Origin of the sequence: Nonomuraea rosea (assembly GCF_039539705.1) — a bacterium.
In the GTDB taxonomy this organism is placed as follows: domain Bacteria; phylum Actinomycetota; class Actinomycetes; order Streptosporangiales; family Streptosporangiaceae; genus Nonomuraea; species Nonomuraea rosea.
The window spans coordinates 1-18,118 of record NZ_BAABDQ010000069.1 but is presented as its reverse complement, the minus strand read 5'-3'; the positions used below and the strand labels follow the sequence as shown (position 1 = coordinate 18,118).

Annotated in this window: 10 protein-coding genes; 6 read left to right on the top strand and 4 right to left on the bottom strand. The window is 66.0% G+C overall.

The features are described 5' to 3' along the window. The first annotated feature begins 390 nt into the window (after positions 1 to 390). Positions 391 to 972 carry a hypothetical protein gene (locus tag ABEA43_RS64740; RefSeq protein WP_345579857.1) on the top strand — a complete coding sequence of 194 codons (582 nt, stop codon included), beginning with the start codon at positions 391 to 393 and terminating at the stop codon, positions 970 to 972. Positions 973 to 1,230: 258 nt separating this feature from the next. Here the strand turns inward: ABEA43_RS64740 and ABEA43_RS64735 are convergent, their stop codons facing one another. Continuing rightward, entirely contained in the window at positions 1,231 to 1,695 is a 465-nt protein-coding gene (locus ABEA43_RS64735; RefSeq protein WP_345579854.1) for a helix-turn-helix domain-containing protein, read from the bottom strand. Positions 1,696 to 1,954: 259 nt separating this feature from the next. Here ABEA43_RS64735 and ABEA43_RS64730 point away from each other — a divergent pair, with 259 nt between their 5' ends. The 3 genes from ABEA43_RS64730 (at position 1,955) to ABEA43_RS64720 (ending at position 11,375) form a co-directional block, all read left to right on the top strand. Continuing rightward, positions 1,955 to 4,909, top strand: coding sequence for an ATP-binding protein (locus tag ABEA43_RS64730; RefSeq protein ID WP_345579851.1), 2,955 nt, complete (start codon positions 1,955 to 1,957; stop codon positions 4,907 to 4,909). Between the two features lie 80 nt (positions 4,910 to 4,989). Beyond that, complete coding sequence (locus ABEA43_RS64725) at positions 4,990 to 5,169, top strand: hypothetical protein (protein ID WP_345579848.1); 180 nt, start codon at positions 4,990 to 4,992, stop codon at positions 5,167 to 5,169. Positions 5,170 to 5,186: 17 nt separating this feature from the next. Beyond that, on the top strand, positions 5,187 to 11,375 hold the full coding sequence (locus ABEA43_RS64720; protein WP_345579845.1) for a S8 family serine peptidase: 6,189 nt from the start codon (positions 5,187 to 5,189) through the stop codon (positions 11,373 to 11,375). A 126-nt stretch (positions 11,376 to 11,501) separates the two neighbouring features. Here the strand turns inward: ABEA43_RS64720 and ABEA43_RS64715 are convergent, their stop codons facing one another. Together ABEA43_RS64715 and ABEA43_RS64710 are read right to left on the bottom strand one after the other, a co-directional pair. Then, positions 11,502 to 12,326: an integrase core domain-containing protein gene (locus tag ABEA43_RS64715; RefSeq protein WP_345579842.1), complete on the bottom strand. Its 825-nt coding sequence runs from the start codon at positions 12,324 to 12,326 to the stop codon at positions 11,502 to 11,504. Then, positions 12,326 to 12,601, bottom strand: a complete 276-nt coding sequence (locus tag ABEA43_RS64710) for a hypothetical protein (RefSeq protein WP_345579839.1) — start codon at positions 12,599 to 12,601, stop codon at positions 12,326 to 12,328. Before ABEA43_RS64710 ends, ABEA43_RS64715 begins: the two co-directional genes overlap by 1 nt. 692 nt (positions 12,602 to 13,293) lie before the next feature. On the opposite strand from ABEA43_RS64710, the gene ABEA43_RS64705 reads away from it, so the two are divergent. Then, positions 13,294 to 14,463, top strand: a complete 1,170-nt coding sequence (locus ABEA43_RS64705; protein ID WP_345579836.1) for a hypothetical protein — start codon at positions 13,294 to 13,296, stop codon at positions 14,461 to 14,463. Between the two features lie 309 nt (positions 14,464 to 14,772). Then, the gene (locus ABEA43_RS64700) at positions 14,773 to 15,120 is read left to right on the top strand and encodes an integrase core domain-containing protein (RefSeq protein ID WP_345579833.1); all 348 of its coding nucleotides are present in this window, start codon (positions 14,773 to 14,775) and stop codon (positions 15,118 to 15,120) included. 181 nt (positions 15,121 to 15,301) lie between these two features. Here ABEA43_RS64700 and ABEA43_RS64695 read toward each other — a convergent pair whose 3' ends face one another. Beyond that, positions 15,302 to 17,182 carry an alginate lyase family protein gene (locus ABEA43_RS64695; RefSeq protein ID WP_345579830.1) on the bottom strand — a complete coding sequence of 627 codons (1,881 nt, stop codon included), beginning with the start codon at positions 17,180 to 17,182 and terminating at the stop codon, positions 15,302 to 15,304. Positions 17,183 to 18,118: the final 936 nt, after the last annotated feature.

The window sequence follows — 18,118 nt, the reverse complement described above, 5'->3', positions numbered from 1 at the left end:
TGTGGGATCCGTTGCAAGATCGCGATCAACGACAATGCGAGCCCAGCACCCCGCCAAACTCACTCTGGGTCACTGATCATCGAGAGTGAGTCAGAGCCTCAAAAACTCAGCGAAACAAGATATCTACTGTCACCGGAGGAATAAACAAGAAGACAGGGCAAACAGCTTACGGATGCGCCACAAGAGGTAAATGCGCAGAAGACGACGTAGTAGAAAAACTCGGAGGGAACCCAAAGGACGTCCTCTTCAGTGACGCCATCCGCCCACGGAACGGGGAACAGCAGCCGATTTGCCTGAGATGTCAAACTAAGTACAATTCTAGACAGTTCCCGGGTGGGACCAAGTTCGAGCCATAGAGCAGGCCCCTACTGACGAAAGTTCGATGAAAGCATGCCCGACTGGACGCTCGACGACACGCAATGGAGGCCCGAATGGTTTTCCTTGCCTGCCTATGCTGAGAAGATCCCCGCGTTCCTGCGTATTCTTCGCGAAGCAGACGATATCAACTCGATAGAGATGGCTCGAGCTTCTCTCGAGCATGCCGTTGCACTAAGCCATGGACTCCATGAAGGGGCCTATCACGTTATCCCTTTTCTGATCGAGCTACTTCGCTTCCGGGAGTCCCACGCGAAAGCTGAGATCTACAATCTTCTAGTGGAGATAGCATGCTCGGAGCCGCTTGATGAGGCTGACACGATTGTCGGCGATGACGGTCGCACGCCTGTCGCTCTAAGCACCGCCTGCCGCGATCGACTAATGCAGGTGCTTCCCGTCGCATGGCATGATCTCGCCAACGACGACGATGAGGAGGTCGTTTTTCAAGCAATGGATTTCATTGGGGCTGTCGATCCCGACAAACGTCGATTCGTTCACTATCTACGCAATTCGGCTGCCTCATTTGGTGATAAATGTCGTCGTAACGCTGAAGACTGGCTCGCAGAGTACGACAGCACAGATCATTTCCCTCCATGAGCAGCTACACAGGTTAAATGCTGACGATGGCCCGACGCGATGCGCGGGCCATCGTCGTGGTGGTGGGTTGGGGTGCCCCGCTCGGTGACGGGTTCGCTCAATCTCGATGGCCGGCACGCCGAGTGCCTCCCAGCGCCTTCCATTTTCGAGGCCCGCTCCTCGAACACGTTGCGGCTCGTTTCGACGACCACCGGAGATCAGGCGCGCAGCCGGGCGCATCGCTACGGGGCCCGCTCCTGCCGGGAGCAGAAGCACACTTCACCCAGGCGGGAGCTGGTCCGTCCACTCGACGTCGATCGTCCACATGCCGTCCGGGTCATGGGCCATTTCGCCTGTGAGCGGCGCCGGACCCAAGCGCGCTCGTTTCAGAACCCGGCGGATCGTTGCACCACTGACTCGGTGGCCCAGATGCTGTAGTTCGCCACGGATACGCTCGTAGCCCCAGCGAGGGTTCTCCCGCGCCAGCTGCTCGATCAACGCCACAATCGCCGGGTCGGTTACAGGCCGTCCCATTCTCCGGTTCGGGTGGGTCCAGTGGCGTGCGATCAGACGCCGGTGCCAGCGCAGCAACGTTCCTGGCGTCACCGGTCGGTGAGCGCGCAGCACCGCCGGCAGTCCCCTAACCAGTGCGGACAGCACCGCTCGATCCGCCCATGACAGCCTCGGACGGGACACTTGACGGCGCAGTACTGCGACCTCGTGCCGCAGGACGAGGATCTCCATGTTCTTGGAGGCGTCGCTACGGGGGCAGCAGCGTCAGCCAGCCCACGATGCGGCGGAAGAACATGTAGAAGAAACGGAGCGTCACGAGCCTCGGGCATGCCCGACCCAGGCCACTGCTCCGACCAGGAAACCGAGAGCAACCCGCAGCTCACGACCGTGAACGGAGTATTGACACCCTTCAGGTCGAGTTCTCGGCACCCACAGGACCCCGGGCGCGCGGTTAGTTGCGTCCGAGCATCGAAAGACGAGATCATCACGCATGCTCGACCCCTTGCCCGAGGACGATGGGACTTCACCGACGGTTTCTACGCCGCATTTCGTGGGTCGTGATCGGGAGATGGCGGCGCTTCGGGTCGCCTTGGCCCGGCCACCGGCGATCGTGCTGGTAGAGGGCGAGGCGGGGATCGGGAAGAGCCGGCTGCTGCGAGAGTGGTTGGCCGCGCCAGACCAGCGCACTGCCTTGGTCTCGGTGTGCCCACCGCTTCGCGAGTCGCTGACGTTGGGGCCGATCGTCGACGCGTTCCGTGGGATCGACCGCCCGGTGTCGCGATTGCGGCTCACCGAGCTTGCGGGTGCGTTACGGCCCCTGTTCCCTGAATGGTCCTCGGACCTGCCGCCCGCATTGCAGCCTTTGAACGATGCGAAGGCGGCACGGCATCGTCTGTTCCGCGCCCTGGACGAGTTGCTGCGGGCTCTGCGTGTCGACGTTCTCGTGCTCGAGGACGCTCACTGGGCCGACGAGGTGACCTTGGAGTTCCTGCTGTTCGTCGCCTCCCGGCAGCACTCGGACGGGCCAAGCCTCGTGATCTCCTATCGGCCGGAGGAGGTGGACGCCGGATCGCTGTTGCTGCGGCTGACGTCCCGGTTGCCTGCCGGCGTGACCCAGCTGAGGATCGCCCTGGCGCCGATGCGACCCAACGACACGGCGGCGCTGGTGTCCTCGATGCTGGACGGCAACCCGATATCGCAGGAGTTCACGACGTTCATGCACGAGCGGACCGGTGGGGTTCCTCTGGTGCTGGAGGAGTCGGTTCGCCTCATGTGCGACCGTGCCGACCTCGTCTTCCGCGACGGACAGTGGGTCCGGCTGAAGCTGCGCAAGCTACAGGTGCCGCCAACGGTGCGCGACTCCACCCGGGAGCGGGTGGGCCGTCTGTCGCCGACGGCGCAGCAGGTGTTGCGAGCCGCGGCCACGTTGGCTGAGCGGTCATCGGTGGCCACGATCGCGATGACCGCCGGTCTGTCACCAGCTGCGTGCCGAGGCGCCATCGCGGAGGCGGCCGACGTCGGCGTCCTGGACGGAGACGACCGCGGCCAGTGGCGATTCCGGCATGTGCTGGCCGCCACGGCTGTCTACGAAGCGATCCCGTTGACCGACCGCAGACACTTCCACCTGCTGGCCGGCCGGGCCTTGGAGGACATCCATCCGCCGCCTGTCGCACGCCTTGCCCACCACTTCCGTGAGGCGGGCGAGACACGGTCCTGGGCGCGGTACGCCGAGCAGGGCGCCGAGCTGGCCATGGCCTCGGGTGACCACACCAAGGCGGTCGACTTGCTGGTCGATCTGGTTTCGTGGTCCGAGCTGCCGCCGGCGGATCGGGCACGAGTCGCGCGCATCGCCGCAGTAGCCGCACTGGGCCGTCGCGAACCGGTCGACGAGGTCTACCATCGCGTGATCCGTACCTTGCGCTCGGTGCTGGAGACCCCCGGTCTCTCCGCCCGCCAGCAGGCCGAGATCCGTAACCCCTTGGGTCGGCTCCTGATCATCGGGGGTGAGGCACAGGCCGCGCTCAGCGAGCTCGAGCAAGCGGTGACCAACCTCGACCATGACCCGGTCGAGGCAGCCCGGGCAATGACCTATTTAGGATGGGCCTACGCGGGACCGTGGCCGGCGTCGACCCATCGGCGTTGGCTGGATCGCGCCGCTGAGCTCACCGCCGAAGTCGATTCTCCCGCAGAGCGGCTGAACCTGGCCGGCAACCGAGCCGCTGCGTTGCTCATGCTCGGCGAAGAGGAGGCCTGGGACGTCGTCGCTGACCTGCCCATCGACGGCGCGGCCTCGGCGGAGCGTCTCGACGTGGCCCGCATCCACGCGAATGTCGGGACCGGCGCACTGATCTGGGGCCGGTACGCCGACGCGGAAAAACACCTCGCCGTGGCCATGCGCCTTGCCGAGGCCGAGCAGGCGTCCCGGCTGCAACACAACGTCCGGCTCGAACAGACCAACCTGGCGTGGTTCACCGGCCGGTGGGAGGGTCTCGCGGAGAGAAGCGCGGCGCTCGCCGATGCTGACCGAGACCGGCCGGCGCACTACCTCGGCAGCATTCGCCTCGCGGCCCGGCTGGCGGCCGCAGCCGGACGGCGGCGCGCCGCGGGGGAGCAGTTCCGGCTGGTCCTTGAGGAGTCTGCCCGTCTAGGCGCAGCCGACGACACGATGGAGGCCGCCGCTGCGCTGGCCAGACTGTGGCTGACGGACGGAAACAGCGGCCGGGCGCTGCAGATCACGAACGAGCCGATGGACACAGTCCAGAGAAAAGGCATCTGGGTCTGGGCGACGGACCTCGTCCCCGCCCGGATCGAGGCGCACCTCGTCGCGGGCGACCTGAAGGCCGCGACACGCCTGGGCGACCAGTTCGCCAGAGGACTGCGTGGCCGTACGGCGCCTGCGCCTCGCGCCGCCCTCACCGTATGCCGTGCTCTGCTGGCCGCCGCAGCCGGAGACCACGCCCGCGCGGCGAGGGCGTACGACCGGGCGGCGCGCGCCTGGAACGCGTTGCCGCGCCCCTACGACGCCATGCTCGCCCGCGAGCGTCAAGCCGAGGCGCTTATGGCGCAAGGCCAGATCGAACAGGGCCGGGAGCTGCTGGCCGCACAGTACGAGCAACTGTTCAGGCTCGGAGCCCGCGGCGATGCGGACCGTGTCGCACAGCGGCTTCGCGAACACGGCGCCGAGGTTCCGCGATTGTGGCGCGGCGGTCGACGGGGGTACGGCGACCGGCTCTCACCTCGTGAGCTCGACGTGGTCCGACTGGTCGTCGCCGGCAAGACGAACCGGGAGATCAGCCGGATTCTGGCCAAGTCACCGGCCACGGTGGATCAACAGCTGCGTGCGGCGATGCGCAAGTTGAAGGTGAGTTCCCGAACCGCCCTCGCGGTCAAGGCAGTAGAGGCCGGAGTGTTCGCAGAAGAGGATTCCCTCGGCGACCCGTCGTGAAAATTGACGTATCCGCCGGATAGCGAAGGTCGCTCGTCACCCCGAGCATGACTCCATGATCCATGGCCCTAGGGCAGTGCATGCCTGAGCGACCTATCGCGCGTGACGACTCCCTCATCGAGCACCAGCAACCACTTGAGCTGTCGCGCGAGCCGTGCGTCAGCACCCCTGACGCCCCTGACGCCCCTGACGCCCCTGACGCCCGGGATGCCGGCGATGACGGCGATGACGAGAGCCACGACCCCTACCAACCCCTGTAGGCCGGAGGACCCCCCACGTGAGACTGAAAGCCCTCGTCGCTTCGCTGGCCGTAGCGGTCGGCCTGAGCATGATCCCGCCATTACCGGCGTCGGCCGCTGAGCCGGATCCCGGTGCGGCCGCCAACAAGATCGCGTCGGATCTGAAGGACCGCTTCCGTACGGAGCCGGTCTCCGACTTCTGGATCACGTTCGACACCAAGGCCGACCTCGCGCCGGCGAAGAAGATCGCCGACTGGACCACTCGCGGTCAGTTCGTCTACGACGCACTGAAGGCCTCGGCCAAGACCGCCGCGGCGTCCGTCTCCGCCGAACTCGACGCGGCGGGCGTGAAGTACACGTCCTACCCGCTCGTCAACGCCGTGCTCGTCAAGGGCGGCACGCAGAAGCTCGCGCTCGACGTCGCCTCGGTCGGGCAGGTCGCCGAGATCCATGCGTCGCCACAGGTCGCGCTGGTCGAGCCCGTGGACGAGAAGACGCCGGCCGACCAGGCCGTCCGCCCCGCCGCCCCCACGGCCGCCGCCGAGGATGGCACCGTCTCGTGGGGTCTGGACGCCATTCACGCCCCCCAGGCCTGGGCCATGGGGGCCACCGGTGCGGGCATCACCGTGTCCAACCTCGACTCGGGCGTTCAATTCGACCACCCCGCCCTGATGCAGCAGTACCGCGGCAGGAAGCCCGACGGCACCGTCGACCACAACTACAACTGGATGGCCACCCGGGGTACGTGCACCGGCGCACCGTGCGACGACAACGGACACGGCACGCACACCATGGGCACCATGGTCGGCGACGACGGCACCAACCACGTTGGCGTCGCCCCGGACGCGCAGTGGATCGCGACAAACGGCTGCTGCGACAGCACCGGCGTCGAGTCGTTGCTCCAGTCCGGCTGGTGGTTGCTCGCCCCGACCGACGTCCACGGGAACAACCCCGACCCGTCCAAGCGCCCCCACGTCATCAACAACTCGTGGGGCCAAAACGCCGAGCACAACTTCGACGACTTCTTCCAGGCCATCGACGAGGCATGGAGCGCCGCGGGCATTTTCAGCGTCTGGTCATCGGGCAACACCACGCCGTACGCGGCGTGCGACACCGTCTCCTCGCCCGGCTCCGCCGGGAGTGCCTACTTGGTCGGCGCCTACGCGTCGGACGGCACGCTCGCGTCATTCTCCCGCAAGGGCGAGGGTGAAGATGGCCGGATCAAGCCCGAGATCTCCGCTCCGGGCGTCGCCGTCCGTTCGTCTTACCCGAACGACAGTTACACCGCGATGTCCGGCACATCGATGGCGGCTCCCCACGTCGCCGGCGCCGTCGCCGGCCTGTGGAGCTACGACCCGACCCTCATCGGGCAGGTCGAGGAGACCCGCCGCCTGCTGGCCGAGTCGGCCGCCGACGTCGACGACACCGAGTGCGGCGGCACCGCCGGCTTCAACAACAAGTACGGCGAAGGCCGGCTCGACCTCGTCCGCCTGCTCGAGCTCGCACCCCGGCAGGGCGGCACCCTCACCGGTGTCGTCACCGCCAACGGCGCCCCGGTCCCCGCCGTCGACGTGACGATCAGCGGACCGTTCAGCCGGTCCGTCGGGACCGACAAGGACGGCCGGTTCACGATAAATCTCCCGGTCGGCGACTACCAGATCAGCACCAAGGTCTTCGGGTACCTGACCGCGACCGCGAGCGCCACGGTCGCCCTCGGCCAGAACACCTCGGTTGAGGTTCCCCTCACCGCCGCCGCGCGCCACGACATCAGCGGCAGGGTCATCGACGACAAGAAGCAGCCCGTCCCGAACGCCGACGTCTCCGTCAAGGACACGCCGCTGGACGCCGTGCGCACGGACGCCAACGGCGCGTTCACGATCGCCGGTGTGCCGGAGGGCCAGTACGGGCTCGCCGTCACGCCCAACGCCTGCTTCTCGCCGACGTCTGTCCCGCTGACCGTCGGTGCCGAGAACAAGTCTCTGGAGATCCCGATCGGGCTCGTCGTCGACAAGGGCGGCTACAGCTGCTCCCTCTCTGAGGGGGAGTACCAGCGCGGCACCGACCCGGTCGCGTTCAAGAGCGGCGTGTGGGCGACGGTGAACCTGCCGTTCCCGATCGCGCTCTACAACGGCAGCCACGACACCCTCGGAGTCAGCCTGCGCGGCGTGATCTCCCCGGACACCTCCACCGGACCCGGCACCGGCGGTGCGGGCATCTTCCCGTTCTACGTCCCCTCCCCCGTTCAGTTCGCTCCCGGCGGGGGAGTCTTCACGACGGCCACCAAGGTCGACGGCGAGGACGCGTTCGTCATCGAGTTCCGCGACGCCAAGATCTGGGCCTACCCGATCCGGTCTGAGTACACGGAGCCGGTCAGCTTCTCGGCCACGCTCACCCGCTCGGGCAGGGTGATCTTCGGGTACGGCGACGGCATCGGGACCGACGACCCGGTGACCGGCGGCGCCCGCACCATCACCGGCATCCAGGGCTGGGCCGGTGTGGACGGCATCCGGTTCTCCGACAACGTCCCGGTGCTCCACGACGGGATGATCGTCACCTACGATCTCCCGGACTGGGGCTACCTCGACGCGACCATCGCCGACAAGAACGACGGGCTGCCGGTGTCCGGGGCCAAGGTCTCGCTCACCGGCAAGAACGGCCTCGTCGAGAGCGTCACGACCAACGGGACGGGCGTCGTGCATCGCCAGCTGCCGGTCGCCGGCTACACGATGACCGTCGAGGCGCCGAACTACGTGACGCAGTCGTACGACTTCGCCCTCGACAAGCTCTACGCGAAGGCGACGATCGACGCGCGCCTCACCACGGGCACCGCCGGCCTGAAGGCGAGCGGCCTCGACGCCGTGATGGGAACCGACCAGAACGGTGTGGGCTCGCTGACGCTGACCAACAACGGTTCCGCCCCGCTCACGTACGACCTGGGCGAGGCCGCGCGCCACCACGAGCTCGACGCCGCCGGCGCCACCACGCGCACCGGGACGGGGGCGGACAGCACGATCGACCTCACCGCGTGGAAGGCCGGTGCGAGCGGCATGAAGCCGTCGAACGTCGACGGCAAGGCTGCGACGGCGAGCGCCGCGGAAGCACAGGCGGCCGGCAAGGTCGGCACGACCTCCGGCGGCGACGTCATCACCCGCATCGAGATCCCCGGCACGATCGCGGAGAAGGAACCCTCCGGCATCGGGTACGACGGCGACGTCTGGGTCCACGACTACAACGCGCGGACCAACACCGCCTACGCCGTGACGGGCAAGCCGACCGGCAAGGTCTTCGACGCCTCGTGGAACCCCAAGTACCGGGCGTTCGACATGACGCTCGACACCAAGACCGGTGACATGTGCCAGATGGAGGACAGCCCGGCCAGCTACATCCACTGCTTCGACCGGGAGACCGGAAAGGAAACCCGGCAGGTCAAGGGTGACTGGTCCACGCTGCAGCTGACCGGACTCGCCTACAACCCCACCGAGGACGTGTTCTACGTCGGCGGCCGGGCGAACGGCCTGATCGGAACCGTCGCCGGGACGTCGCACGGTAACGCGGGTGCGCTGCTGTCCTTCTGCGCCCCGCCGCTGCCCGAGGTGATGGGCCTGGCCTACAACCAGGCCTCCGACACCATCTGGTACACCGACCTCACCTCGAACAGGCCCACCCGCCTGCTGCAGGTCGACCCCGACGACTGCTCGCTCGTCAACGCGTGGTGGTTCCCGGGCCAGAAGGTGGGCCAGGGTGGCGGCCTGGAGACCGACTCGACCGGGGCGCTGTGGGCGGCGGACCAGATCGCCGATGACGTCGTGCTGGTCGACGTCGAGGACGACCTGCTCACCGACCTGCCCTGGCTGTCGCTCTCCTCGACCGGCGGCACCCTCGCCGCGGGCGAGTCGACGACGGTCAAGGTCTCGATCTCCTCGAAGGACGCCGACCCGGGCACTCTCGGCGCGAACATCGTCGTGTTGTCTGACTCCGGACGGCAGCCCAAGACCTACGTCCCAGTGACGCTCACGACCACGAAGTACCAGGTCGGCGTCAATGCCGGTGGCCCCTCAGTCACCGACGCCTCCGGCTACACCTGGTCCAGCGACCAGGCGGCCGGTAAGGGGGCATGGGGCTACGCCGGGAAGGGCAAGACGATCTCCACGAGGGCCGCGATCAAGGGCACCGAGGACGACGCCCTGTTCCAGTCGCAGCGCACCACGCCGGACAAGGACCTGGTCTACACCTTCCCCGACGCGCCGAAGGGCACCTACGCCATCGACCTCGGGTTCGCCGAGATCGAGCAGGTGAAGCAGGGCAAGCGGGTGTTCGACGTCCTCGTCGACGACGAGCTGACGCAGTACGCCTACGACGTCGTGAAAGCCGTCGGCCCGAACGCCGCCGACTGGCACACCGCCGTCGTGCAGCACGGCGGCGGTCCGCTGACCTTGGAGCTGCGGGGCAGCAAGGGCCTGCGGGCTCCGAGCATCGCGGCGCTGCGCGTGACGCTCGATCCGCGCGGAGACAAGGCGGAGCCGGAGCCTCAGCCCGAGGAGCCGGAGCCGGGCCCCGTGCCGGTTGCCCCCGCCGGTCGCTCGTACTCGATGAAGGTGACCGACGGGCTCTACCGCCAGGGTACGGAGGAGTCCGGGTGGCACGGCGATGACGTCTGCGGCGTGCTGTGGTTCGACTCCAGCTTCCTGTTCCCGTTCTACGACACGGCCTGGGACGGCGTGTGTGTGACGACGAACGGCGCGCTGATCTTCGACCGGGCCAGCGCCGTGGGGAACAACACGGCGCTGCCGTCGCCATACGCGTTCGACGCGATCTTTCCGCTCTGGGACGACCTGGTCGTCGATGACCAGGCGGGCATCTACTTCGGCACCACCGAGGTGGACGGCCTGGCCGCTGAGGTCATCGAGTGGCGCAACGTCGTCTTCGACAGCGACAGGGCGGCCCGGGTGAGCTTTTCGGTCACTCTGGTCGCGGACGGCCGCATCCAGATCGGGTACGGCGACGGCATCGGCGGCGACAACCCCGTCACCCGCGGGTCGTCGGCGACGGTCGGCCTGGAGAGCCTGAAGCGCAACCCCGCGAGCCAGTACTCCTTCAACCAGCCCATCCTGACGGCCGGTCTGGGGCTGGAGTACACCCTCCCGGCTGCGGGCACGATCGAGGGCACTGTCACCGACGCGAACGACGGCAAGCCGATCGCGGGCGCGATCGTCACGCTCAGGGGGCCGAGCGGTGACCGGGTTATCACCGCCGACAAGAAGGGCCGGTGGAAGGCCCAGGCGCTGGTCGGCGAGAATACCGTGCAGGTCTGGGCGCCGAACTATGTCACGGCCAGTCACCCCGTGACCATCGCCAAGAAGGATCAGGCCGAGGTGGTTGACGCGGCGTTGACCACGGGCCGCACAACCGTCACGGGAGGTGACCTCGACTGGCTCCTCAGCCCGGACCAGAAGGCGACCGTCGACGTGATCGTGACCAATACCGGCTCCGCCCCGCTCGAGGTGCGGCTCAGCGAGCAGAAACGCACCAGCGACGGCGGGCACGAGGCCGCCGACCTTCCGTGGCTGACCCTCACGGGCGCGGCCACGGCCGGCACGGTCAAGCTCGCGGTCGGCGAGTCCACCACGGTCACGGCAACGGCCGACAACGCCGCCGTCGAGCCCGGCGTGCTCGTCGGGGATGTGCTCGTGGCGTCGAACGCCGGCAAGGGCGAAGCCCAGCTCAGGCCGGTCCGCCTGGCGACCTCGGCCTACTGGAAGGGCGTCGACGTGGGCGGGTCCGGGCACGTCGGTGCCGACGGCTTCGTCTGGTCGCCCGACCAGAAACTCGGCTCGCGGCCGTGGGGCTACGTCGGCGGCAGCGCGCGTGTCACCAAGGCCGACATCGGCGGCACGGAGGACGACGACCTGTTCCGCACCCAGCGGACCGGCGAGACGTTCGCCTACGTGTTCAAGAACGCGCCCGCCGGGACGTACCGAATCGGCCTCGACTTTGCGGAGATCGAGAAGGTCAAGGTCGGCAAGCGTGCCTTCGATGTTCTGGTCGACGGCAAAGCCGTGCTCCACGACCACGACGTGCAGGCGAGGGTGGGCGCGCTGACCGCAGACGTGAACACGGTCACCGTCAAGCACGCCGGTGGCGATCTGAAGGTCGAGTTTCTCCGCGAGATCGGCGAGCGCGACCCGATCCTCAACGCCCTGAAGGTTCAGCAGGACCCGCGCCTATGAGATAGCCAACCAATCCGCCAGCAGTGGTCAGAGCCTCCTCGGAAAGGATCGCCGTGGAGGCTCTGACCACGCCTACCGAGTTTGCGACTCCCGACCTGCGCTCGCCGAAAACTCCATCCATGCAGTTCAAGCCGCATATGAGTACTCGTGGAGGACGCCGCTGAGCCGGTCTCGTCGGTGTATGTTCAGGTCGGTGATTCGCTTTGGATTCGTGATCGGATCGAGGACGGTACGCAGCGGCGCTGCTTGGTTCAGGGCCTGATGGGCTCGGTGCTGGTTGTAGAAGTGTTCGTACTCGCGTAGGGCGTGTCGCAGGTGGCGTTCGTTCCATACGAGGCAGCGGTCGAGAAGCTCGTGGCGGCACGATTGCACCCACCGTTCCATGATCGAGTTCATCCGCGGCATCCGGATACCGGTGAGCACCGTCTTGATGCCGGCCTCGGCGAGGATCTCGTCCATCAGGGCGGGGAACTTCCCGTCCCGATCGCGGATCAGATGGCGCGCCCGGCAGCCGGCATCGTTCAGATCCATCACCAGGTTCCTGATCGCCTGGGTGACCCAGTCGGCGCTCGGGTGCGCGGTGGTGCCGAGCACCTGGACGCGCCTGGTGGTGTGCTCGATGACGGCCAGGATGTACTGGCGCTGTCCGTTCAGGGTGATGGTCTCGATGAAATCGGCGGCCAGCAGGGCGTCGGTTTGGGAGGGCAGGAAGTCGGCCCAGGTGGTGGACGCCCGTTCGGGTGCCGGATCGAGCCCCTCCTGCTTGAGGATCTCCCATGCCGTGGACGGTCCCACCTTGATGCCGAGCGTGGCGAGCTCACCATGCACCCGCCGGTAACCCCAGCCGGGGTTCTCCCGAACCAGGCGCAGAATGAGAGCGCGGATAGAGCGAACCGTGGGCGGGCGCCCAGGCCGCTTTGGTCGGCAGGTACGGGCGTGACGCTGTTTCATCAGATCGCGGTGCCAGCGTAGGACGGTGTCCGGCCGGACGAGGAGCCGCAGCCGGCGCAGAACCTCGCGCGGCAGCGAGGTAGGAGCGCGGCGAGAAAGGCTCGGTCTTCGGGTGCGAATCTCACTTTGGTGTCAGCGTCGAGTTGGCGTTCAAGGACGGTGATCTGGTGACGCAGGACGAGAATCTCCACGTCCTTGTCCCGATCGCCCATGGGGAGCAACCGCAGCGCGGTGAAAGCATTCGTGACGGTCAGGTACGCCAGGCGAAGGAGCACAGCGGATCATCCTGCCTTACGCGTTTCTGTCTCCGGGTGAACGGAACTCGCGTACGGCACACGAAGCCCTCTCAGAGCCATGACCTGGGCGGATGTGATTATCGGCAGGCGCAATGCTCTGGCGCCGAACGATCCTGGCGCGACTGCGTCAACGACTATGGGGCGAACGACACCCGACAGTGCGGTGGTACCCGGGATCACTTCTATGGATGTATGAAGAAGCTCGGAAAAAACGGGGACAACTGGGACGGCAAACGATTCGAAGTGCGCGAACTACGCGGAACTCGGGTATCGATGTGACGCGTCCAACTTCCTACAGCCGGATGACTGCAGGACAACTCTGAAGGGATATATGTTACTATATCAGCTCGAAAGATCTGCAGAATTACAAGAACGAAGGTTACAAGACGCCGAACGCGGTCGATGCCAGCCTCACAATGTGTGCAGAAATATGGGGAATCCCGGAGCTGGCTGGGTCCTGCGCTGTGATGCAAGGGCTCTCAAAGATGTTCGAAGGTGCCGGCGCGGACAAGATCAAGGAAAATGTGAGCGCACTCGGAATTCTTATACATAGAAAGGGTTACCACAGCCCTCTTACTCAGCCACCATACGAAACTCCGGATCTGTTCACGTATCTGCCGCTTTAGTTTCGCTGCTAGCGCTAATCGAGACTGCTGCCTCGGTTGGGAGGCATGGAGATGACTCTCTCTGAAGACCTGTGGCGGAACGCCATGTCGGACTGGCAGGGAAGGATCGCTTCGATCCTTGTTGTTGCTCTGCCGATGGCTATATTCAGCGCCATACTCACCGGGCAGGCGACCACGCATGTCTCTCCACGCGAGGGTATTGCTTGGGACATGGGCGCTGCGGACATGCGCATATTTGACTCCGAGTCGACGATGCCGGCCGAGCAGGACAGCAATGGTTATGAGCTCTACCCGCTGAGAGACCGCTCCGAGACGCGAAATCCCTACACTCGTGCAGAGATCGAGGCCGTGTTGCCCGAAGGTGGCAGGGCAATACCTTTCAGTGTCGATAATGGACCCTGGCCGGGATGGCCCGGGGTAGTCGCGGAGCTGGATCTGAGAGATCCGATAACGCGCGGCATGTATCCGCTGGTACGCGGAAGATACCCGCAGGCCAAAGGCGAGCTCCTGGTCACCGAGGGTAAATATGACGCCGTTCATGCGGCGCTGGCCAACTTTAAGCCCGGGAGCAGATTCGCTGAAACGGTGAAGATAGTCGGGGTCGCCGTCGACATCCGGCGCGACCGGATTCCCCCCACTGTCTCCTTCCCCGGAACGGGGTTAGTGGAAAATGGAGGACTCTGGCGGGAGTGGTTGGTGGACACACCTGGGCTCATTGGCTGGGAGCAGGTCAACGAGCTGAACAAGAAGGGGCTCTACGTCAGATCGCGGTCAGTCATCGATGGCCCTTCACTGCCGGATCAGCGATCTGACAGCTTGGACAGGGAATACCATGTGACGGAGCCGGATTTCTCGAACACTCTCATCTGGTGCGTGGTGGTCTGTCTGGCGCTGGTGTACCCATGTCTGGTTTTTCTCGTGCATCGCCGCATACGAGGCCGGCGGAAGCGCCTGGCAATCAGCCTGATACTGGCAATCCCTGTGAGCATCGGATTCGGGCTCATGTGCGCAGCTTGGCTGACGCCACACATCGCTGAATCGGCCACAGGTCCGTACGAGGTTCCCGTGGAGCCGATTCTGGCCGTAGCCGCTGTCGGCTTAGGCGTCATCGCGTTCGCCCTCCCCAGGGCGCTCTACTTCCACGCGGCAACCCGCAGTACCGGATGCCGGTCGTCACCAGTCGCCATCGATGACCCCGATGACACGCGCCGATGACCCGTAGACCGCATCCGCTGGCCAGAGATGGTGGTGTCGCAGCGAGCAGCATGTGCCGGATGAACTCGGCACGGACGACTCGGTCCAGGGACGGCTTGCCGTTGGCCGCGACCGACTGCTGATAGGAGAGATCGAGGGGCTCGCCGGTCTCGTACGTGTCCCGGAGCCGTTCTTCCGCTGAGGATACGTACTGTATAACGACGAAGTATGGAGGGGAGAGGCGGAGCCGTCGCAGGCCGTTTCGCCACATTTGCGGGTCGCGAGACGAGCTGAAACTGGACACAGCGGGCGGCTGTTCGTGCTCGGTGCGTGCTCGTACGCCCCGTCACACGCCGTCATGACTTGACAAACCGGACTGAGGATCGCATCCGCGTGGTGCTCACCGCACCACGGACTCCTCGGATGAACGCGATCATAGAGCGGTGGGTCGGCAGCGTACGCCGCGAGCTCCTCGACCTGATCCTCATCATGAACGAACGTCGCCTGCGCAGGGTCCTCGCCGAGTACGAGACCCACTTCAATAGGCATCGTCCGCACCGGGCCTTGAAGCAGGCCAGCCCTCTGCGGGCGCTACCCGATCCGGTCGACGCGGACATCGAGGTCTCCCAACGAGACTGCCTCGGCGGCCTCCTCCATGAATATGCCCAGGTCGCATGAGGAGACACAATATTCGGCACCCACACGCCGCAGGAGTAGACGACGTTGGGCACGTAGCCTTCGCGTTCGCCGTCGTCGGGGTGAGGAGCTCAGTGAACACGACTACGGAATCGACATCGAGGGCCACGCTGGAGGATCTCGGAAGGTACCCGGGGTCCTCCAGCGGCTGTCGGTTGTTCGGTCAGCTGACGGTGGCGGGTTGGGCGGACAGAAGGGTTTGGGTCCAGCCTTCGGTGCCGACGGCGCTCTGGCTGCTGAGGTCGTCGCCTTGGCCGTCGTAGGGGTTCTGGTCAGCGTAGCGGAGGAGGGAGCCGTCGCTCCGGTGGCCGTAGTACACGCCCCCGCCGGGCGACAGGAGATGGTCAAAGACCTGCCAGGTGGCGTCGCGAAGCTGGTACCTCTTCCAGGAGCCGGGGCCGTTGATCTGGTACGAGATCAGCTTGCCGTCAGCCGTTGTGCCGAGAATCCAGCCGGGGCCGGTTGCGGTCAGGGTCTTGAGGGTGAAGCCGTCGCCGATGAGGGTGCCGCCGCTGATGTTGTCGATCGTCGGCTTGAGCGCATTGACGGTGTAGCGGCGCAGGGCCCCGCCGGCGATGCCGAACAGGTAGCCGTTGCCGTCGTAGGCGAGGAGGTCGTGGGTGAAGCCGCTGCCGAGATAGACAGGCTTCTCGAAGATGAGGCTGTCACGATTGGTCTGTATATCGACCCGGTAGAGCCGGCCCTCCGGCCCCTTCTCGGTGACCAGGACGGTATTGAAGTCCAGCGTCGCCATCGCTTGGGGAGTGAAACCCAGGGTGGTCGTGGACACGAAAGCGCCACGCGTGCGCTGTCCGGTAGCGGCATCGATGGCGGTGTAGGTCAACTTCCCGTCCGGCAGCGCCCCGTAAACCGAGACGCTTTCCACGGAGGAGCGGGCGGGGTTCTGCGCATGGGTGAGGGTCTCCCAGCCCAGGAAGTGCGACGCCCCGGCGGGCCGTTTCTGCTCGACCCACTGCTTGGCGTACGGCATGTCGTAGCCGAGTCCGTGGTGCAGGGCGTTGTAGCCGACCTCGAAGTGGTCCCCCAGATCGCGCTTGAGCTTCCCACCGCAGAGCCACGACGGAACCGTCCCGCCCAGTTGCAGTTTGGCGTGGAAGTCCATCGCGTACCGCAGCCGATGCTTGGCCTTGGCGTACAGGTCAAGGCCTTGGATGCGGGCGGTCTCGGCGACGTGGGAGATGGCCGCGATACCCCATCCGGTGTGCCAGAAATCGCGGCAGGTCTCCTGGGTCAGGCCGTCCACGAACGTGGTCTGCCCCTTCCAGTAGTCGATGATCTCGGCCTTGGTGTTGTACGTGCTGCCCGGCGGCGCCTTGGGCAGCGCGCCGTCCGTCTTCAGGTAGATGTAGGCAGGCAGCCTTCCGCGCCAGGTCTCGACAGCCTCATTGAAAGATTTACGATCATCAAGGTTTACGGCGATGCCGATGGCGGCATCCGTCATGATCAGTTCCCAGTTGCCGTTGCTGTCCGGCCGCCCTTTGAGCAGGGTCGGGAGGTACACGGTGCGCAGTTTTCCGGCGAAGCGGGCGGCCTGGCTCCAACTGCCGTAGGTGTGCTTGATGAGCTCGGCGGCGCGGGAGAAGTTGGCCCCCGCCCAGCCAGTCTGCAGCGGTGCGTTGTCCCCGGTGTGCTTGGTGATCACAGCTGACCAGGCGTCCATGATCTGGATCGACTTCTTCGCGTAGCGGTCGTCCTTGGTGAGGTACCACTGCAGGGCGTGCGTGTAGGCCGCCATGGCGTCCTTGCGCTCGTCGGAACATCCGTTGTCGGGAATGGAATTCCCGCCGCAGTTCACGTCGGCGCGGGGCTTGGCCGTGTAGGACAGCGAGGCGTAGGAGCTGCTTTGCAGTTTACTCCAGGCGGCTCGCCACGGCTCCTTGTCCAAGTTGGCTCTGACGAAGTCGAGCTGAGCCCGGCTGACCAGGACCCCAGGATGATTGAACACAGCAGCCTGCGCGGGTTGCGGGACAGCTAACGCGGCGGCCACGAGCATTGCGGCAGCAACAGGACGAGCGAGACGCACGGGATTCCTTCCCAAAGGGGCTGGATAGAGAACGGCGTAGCTGGGGCTTACGGGTGGTCGGAGTCAGATGGCCTTGGAGGTGACGAAGGCGTTCGGGTGGGGCTTTCCAGCGGGTGGCCGGCGTTCGCGGCCCCTGACTCCCGGGCCAAGCTCATGAGCGCCTTGACCATGGCATCCCGGCGCTGGCGCGCGGCGCGTCGGAACGGCGCATGGAGCAGGTGCACCACGCCGATCCGCAACCACGGCCTGCCGCCAGAACGGCTCGATGGCCTGGGGCAGCCCCTTCGGGCCATCGCAGACCACCGAGCGCCCAGGACGCGACGCGGCGCGCGATCTCACGCATGCTTGTAATCACTTTCTCCCTGTGACGGCGGCACCTGATCAACGGCGGAAGCGGCAGCCCTGCGGAGCGCTAAGGCCGACCGTGCCGATTACAGGAGCGCGCCGACCCCGGTTGTTCCTCACCTTGCTCGTGCGCCTCTGCGGATGCGGAGCGATGGTAGTTCAGCCTGGTATGTCGCCGGTATGTCGTCGCTTTCGCGCAGCGCGTGGAGTTCGCCGCGCTGCAAACGGCCGTCGCTCGAGCCCGATCCCCGAGGATGGGTTCATGCCGACTGGTCGGCGGGCTTCTGGTGGTCAACGAATGGTCGTAGATCGGCTGAGCCGGTCGTGAGAATTTCCTGGCACCGACTATGGACGATCTCCACAATGGACTGGGGTGCGGTGGTCGGCGAGCCCGCGCGGAAAGGCGGCTGAGGATCGTACTCGATCAGCAACTGGATGGCCTGCGCTACCGTGTCTGAAGTTGCCCCAAGGCCAGGTAGTTAAGGTTTCTGGGCTGCTGGCAAGAGCGCCGAGGGGGTCGGCCCGGCGGTGTAGATGCCTGGCCCGATTTTGCAGATGAGCCGACCGTGGGCCCAGCGTGACAGCTGCCGA